The organism is Rothia nasimurium (genome assembly GCF_042660305.1).
GTDB lineage: Bacteria > Actinomycetota > Actinomycetes > Actinomycetales > Micrococcaceae > Rothia > Rothia nasimurium.
Genome location: NZ_JBHSTW010000032.1, coordinates 1 through 5,403 on the forward strand (window position 1 = coordinate 1; position 5,403 = coordinate 5,403).

Below are 5,403 nucleotides of genomic sequence, written 5' to 3' on the forward strand. Positions count from 1 at the left end.
GGGTTGTTATCTCAAAACCATACAGTGGACGCAAACAAAAACAAACTCAGTCATAAAAGTGTAAGCCTTCGGACTATTAGTACCAGTCAACTCCACGGGCATTCCCCGCGTCCATACCTGGCCTATCAACCCCATCATCTATAGGGATCCTCACGTGGCACAAAAACCACCAGGAAATCTCATCTCGAAACAGGCTTCCCGCTTAGATGCTTTCAGCGGTTATCCCTCCCGAACGTAGCCAATCAGCCATGCACCTGGCGGTACAACTGACATACCAGAGGTTCGTCCGTCCCGGTCCTCTCGTACTAAGGACAGCCTTTCTCAAATTTCCAACGCGCGCAGCGGATAGGGACCGAACTGTCTCACGACGTTCTGAACCCAGCTCGCGTACCGCTTTAATGGGCGAACAGCCCAACCCTTGGGACCAACTCCAGCCCCAGGATGCGACGAGCCGACATCGAGGTGCCAAACCATGCCGTCGATATGGACTCTTGGGCAAGATCAGCCTGTTATCCCCGAGGTACCTTTTATCCGTTGAGCGACGGCCGTTCCACAACGTACCGCCGGATCACTAGTCCCGACTTTCGTCCCTGCTCGACCTGCCAGTCTCACAGTCAAGCTCCCTTGTGCACTTACACTCAACACCTGATTGCCAACCAGGCTGAGGGAACCTTTGGGCGCCTCCGTTACTTTTTGGGAGGCAACCGCCCCAGTTAAACTACCCATCAGGCACTGTCCCTGACCCGGATCACGGGCCGAAGTTAGACATCCAGAGCGACCAGAGTGGTATTTCAACAACGACTCCACACGAACTAGCGTCCATGCTTCACAGTCTCCCACCTATCCTACACAAGCCACACCGAACACCAATACCAAACTATAGTAAAGGTCACGGGGTCTTTCCGTCCTGCTGCGCGAAACGAGCATCTTTACTCGTACTGCAATTTCGCCGAGTTCATGGTTGAGACAGTAGGGAAGTCGTTACTCCATTCGTGCAGGTCGGAACTTACCCGACAAGGAATTTCGCTACCTTAGGATGGTTATAGTTACCACCGCCGTTTACTGGGGCTTAAATTCTCAGCTTCGCCAAAAAAGGCTAACCAATCCTCTTAACCTTCCAGCACCGGGCAGGAGTCAGTCCGTATACATCGTCTTACGACTTCGCACGGACCTGTGTTTTTGATAAACAGTCGCTTCCCCCAATTCTCTGCGACCCATACACGCTCACCACCGCGCAGGTGGGTCACGCTCAAGGCTCCCCTTCTCCCGAAGTTACGGGGACATTTTGCCGAGTTCCTTAACCATGATTCTCTCGATCGCCTTAGTATTCTCTACCTGATCACCTGTGTCGGTTTCGGGTACGGGCGGCTAAAACCTCACGTCGATGCTTTTCTCGGCAGCATAGGATCACCAAATCCCCCACAAACGGGGTCCCATCACGTCTCAGGCCAACACCGGCGCATTTAACAACCGGATACCCTACACGCTTAGACCACGACAACCATCGCGTGGCTTGGCTACCTTCCTGCGTCACACCTGTTAATACGTTTACCTCCAAAAATCGGGTCCTGCAGTCCACCACAAGCTCCCACACCCAAAGGCGCAGGTTACAAGCGGCTTCTCACAGTTAGCATCAAAATATCAGTATGGGCGGTTTTTCGCCGGTACGGGAATATCAACCCGTTATCCATCGACTACGCCTGTCGGCCTCGCCTTAGGCCCCGACTAACCCAGGGCAGATTAGCTTGACCCTGGAACCCTTGATCATCCGGCGCACGGGTTTCTCACCCGTGATTCGCTACTCATGCCTGCATTCTCACTCGCATACCCTCCACCACTGGTTTACACCGCAGCTTCACTGGATACACGACGCTCCCCTACCCAACCAGTAAAAACTGATTGCCATAACTTCGGTGGTGTACTTGAGCCCCGCTACATTATCGGCGCAGAATCACTTGACCAGTGAGCTATTACGCACTCTTTCAAGGGTGGCTGCTTCTAAGCCAACCTCCTGGTTGTCTAAGCAACTCCACATCCTTTCCCACTTAGTACACGCTTAGGGACCTTAGTTGATGGTCTGGGCTGTTTCCCTCTCGACAATGAAGCTTATCCCCCACTGTCTCACTGCTACGCTCTCACTTACCGGCATTCGGAGTTTAGCTGACGTCAGTAACCCTGTGGGGCCCATCGGCCATCCAGTAGCTCTACCTCCGGCAAGAAACACGTAACGCTGCACCTAAATGCATTTCGGGGAGAACCAGCTATCACAGAGTTTGATTGGCCTTTCACCCCTATCCACAGCTCATCCCCTCCATTTTCAACTGAAGTGGGTTCGGTCCTCCACGACGTCTTACCGTCGCTTCAACCTGGCCATGGATAGATCACTCCGCTTCGGGTCTAGATCCTGCCACTGACTCGCCCTATTCAGACTCGCTTTCGCTACGGCTTCCCCACACGGGTTAACCTCGCGACAGAACACTAACTCGCAGGCTCATTCTTCAAAAGGCACGCTGTCACCCCTAAAGGCTCCAACGGCTTGTAAGCACACGGTTTCAGGTACTATTTCACTCCCCTCCCGGGGTACTTTTCACCATTCCCTCACGGTACTGATTCACTATCGGTCACTAGAAAGTATTTAGACTTACCAGGTGGTCCTGGCAGATTCACACGAGATTCCACGAGCCCCGTGCTACTCGGGTGGCACACACGCGGTCTAACACATTACGATTACAGGACTCTCACCCTCTCCGGTCGCCCATCCCAAGGCGTTCACCTACATGCTAGAACATCACGTCAACAGCTGGTTGAAACTGTTATGCGTACTCCCACAACCCCCATGATGCAACCCTCAACCGGTATCACACACCACAGGTTTAGTCTCTTCCGCTTTCGCTCGCCACTACTCACAGAATCATTAGTTATTTTCTCTTCCTGAGGGTACTGAGATGTTTCACTTCCCCTCGTTCCCTCCAACCAGCCTATACATTCAACTGGTGGTAACAAACCATGATGGCTTGCTGGGTTTCCCCATTCGGACATCCTGGGATCAACGCCCTGTTATCGGCTTCCCCAGGCTTTTCGCAGATTCACACGTCCTTCATCGGCTTCTAGTGCCAAGGCATCCACCGTGTGCCCTTAATAACTTACACACAGATAAAATCAAAGATATTAACCTTGACTAACTAAGTACAAAATCAAAAGTATCAAAAGAACACAATCCAAAAATTGAATTGAGATTTCTTCAAATAAATTCGAAGATGCTCGCGTCCACTATACAGTTCTCAAACAACAACCCGATACCACTCGAGGCAACCAGGAAAAATACCTGACCACTACTCTCATGCCGGGAACCTGAGAGCAACAAACCACATGGCTTGTTACCTCAAAACCCAAAAGCGCACCAGCATTACACACATTCTCATCAGCACCACAAGGGCACCTGAACTAACATTCCACCCATGAGCAAACCACCCAAACGACACTCGCGTTCAGCGTGGCTCAACCAATATGTTGAAGCTCCTTAGAAAGGAGGTGATCCAGCCGCACCTTCCGGTACGGCTACCTTGTTACGACTTAGTCCCAATCGCCAATCCCACCTTCGACGACTCCCTCCCACAAGGGGTTAGGCCATCGGCTTCGGGTGTTACCAACTTTCGTGACTTGACGGGCGGTGTGTACAAGGCCCGGGAACGTATTCACCGCAGCGTTGCTGATCTGCGATTACTAGCGACTCCGACTTCATGGGGTCGAGTTGCAGACCCCAATCCGAACTGAGACCGGCTTTTTGGGATTAGCTCAACCTCACAGTATCGCAACCCTTTGTACCGGCCATTGTAGCATGCGTGAAGCCCAAGACATAAGGGGCATGATGATTTGACGTCATCCCCACCTTCCTCCGAGTTGACCCCGGCAGTCTCCTATGAGTCCCCACCATTACGTGCTGGCAACATAGAACGAGGGTTGCGCTCGTTGCGGGACTTAACCCAACATCTCACGACACGAGCTGACGACAACCATGCACCACCTGTATACCAGCCCCGAAGGGAAACTCTATCTCTAGAGCGGTCCAGTATATGTCAAGCCTTGGTAAGGTTCTTCGCGTTGCATCGAATTAATCCGCATGCTCCGCCGCTTGTGCGGGCCCCCGTCAATTTCTTTGAGTTTTAGCCTTGCGGCCGTACTCCCCAGGCGGGGCACTTAATGCGTTAGCTACGGCGCGGAAAACGTGGAATGTCCCCCACACCTAGTGCCCAACGTTTACGGCATGGACTACCAGGGTATCTAATCCTGTTTGCTCCCCATGCTTTCGCTTCTCAGCGTCAGTTACAGCCCAGAGACCTGCCTTCGCCATTGGTGTTCCTCCTGATATCTGCGCATTTCACCGCTACACCAGGAATTCCAGTCTCCCCTACTGCACTCTAGTTAGCCCGTACCCACTGCAAACCCGGGGTTAAGCCCCGGGCTTTCACAGCAGACGCGACAAACCGCCTACAAGCTCTTTACGCCCAATAATTCCGGACAACGCTCGCGCCCTACGTATTACCGCGGCTGCTGGCACGTAGTTAGCCGGCGCTTCTTCTGCAGGTACCGTCACTTTCGCTTCTTCCCTGCTGAAAGAGGTTTACAACCCGAAGGCCGTCATCCCTCACGCGGCGTCGCTGCATCAGGCTTGCGCCCATTGTGCAATATTCCCCACTGCTGCCTCCCGTAGGAGTCTGGGCCGTGTCTCAGTCCCAGTGTGGCCGGTCACCCTCTCAGGCCGGCTACCCGTCGTCGCCTTGGTGAGCCGTTACCTCACCAACAAGCTGATAGGCCGTGAGCCCATCTAAAACCAGTACATATCCCTTTCCACCAGCATCCCATGCGGGAACTGGTCGTATCCGGTATTAGACCTCGTTTCCAAGGCTTATCCCAGAGTTAAAGGCAGGTTACTCACGTATTACTCACCCGTTCGCCACTAATCCACCCAGCAAGCTGGGCTTCATCGTTCGACTTGCATGTGTTAAGCACGCCGCCAGCGTTCGTCCTGAGCCAGAATCAAACTCTCCGTTAGAAAAATAATGAAGTAGTTGATGATCCTGGTCTCTGATTGTTAGCGAACCATTCACCACGGGGTGGTGTGGTTCGAGCTGACGAATCTGAAACCAATTGATTATCAAATTCAGTGAGAAACCGTTGGTTTCTCACATGTTGTATAAATATTTGGTATCAGTTCAATTTCCGCACTACCTGGTGTTCCTTGTGAACACTAGTGTGTAGTGTGGACGATAAGAATGTTATTTATAACATTGGTACGCTATTGAGTTTTCAAGCAACAAACCGCATTCTCAACCCTAGCCAGATGCTGGCCGGTGTTTCGTATCGGTCATTCTCAAGTTTTTGTGTTACCCGTTTGGGCAACTC

At 52.3% G+C, this 5,403-nt stretch carries 2 rRNA genes; both read right to left on the minus strand.

Annotated features, from left to right (window positions below):
* Positions 1 to 56: 56 nt before the first annotated feature.
* A 23S ribosomal RNA gene (locus ACFP6B_RS11050) occupies positions 57 to 3,149 on the minus strand.
* A 375-nt stretch (positions 3,150 to 3,524) separates the two neighbouring features.
* Positions 3,525 to 5,053, minus strand: a 16S ribosomal RNA gene (locus ACFP6B_RS11055).
* Together the 16S and 23S rRNA genes form the textbook arrangement of a ribosomal RNA operon.
* Positions 5,054 to 5,403: the final 350 nt, after the last annotated feature.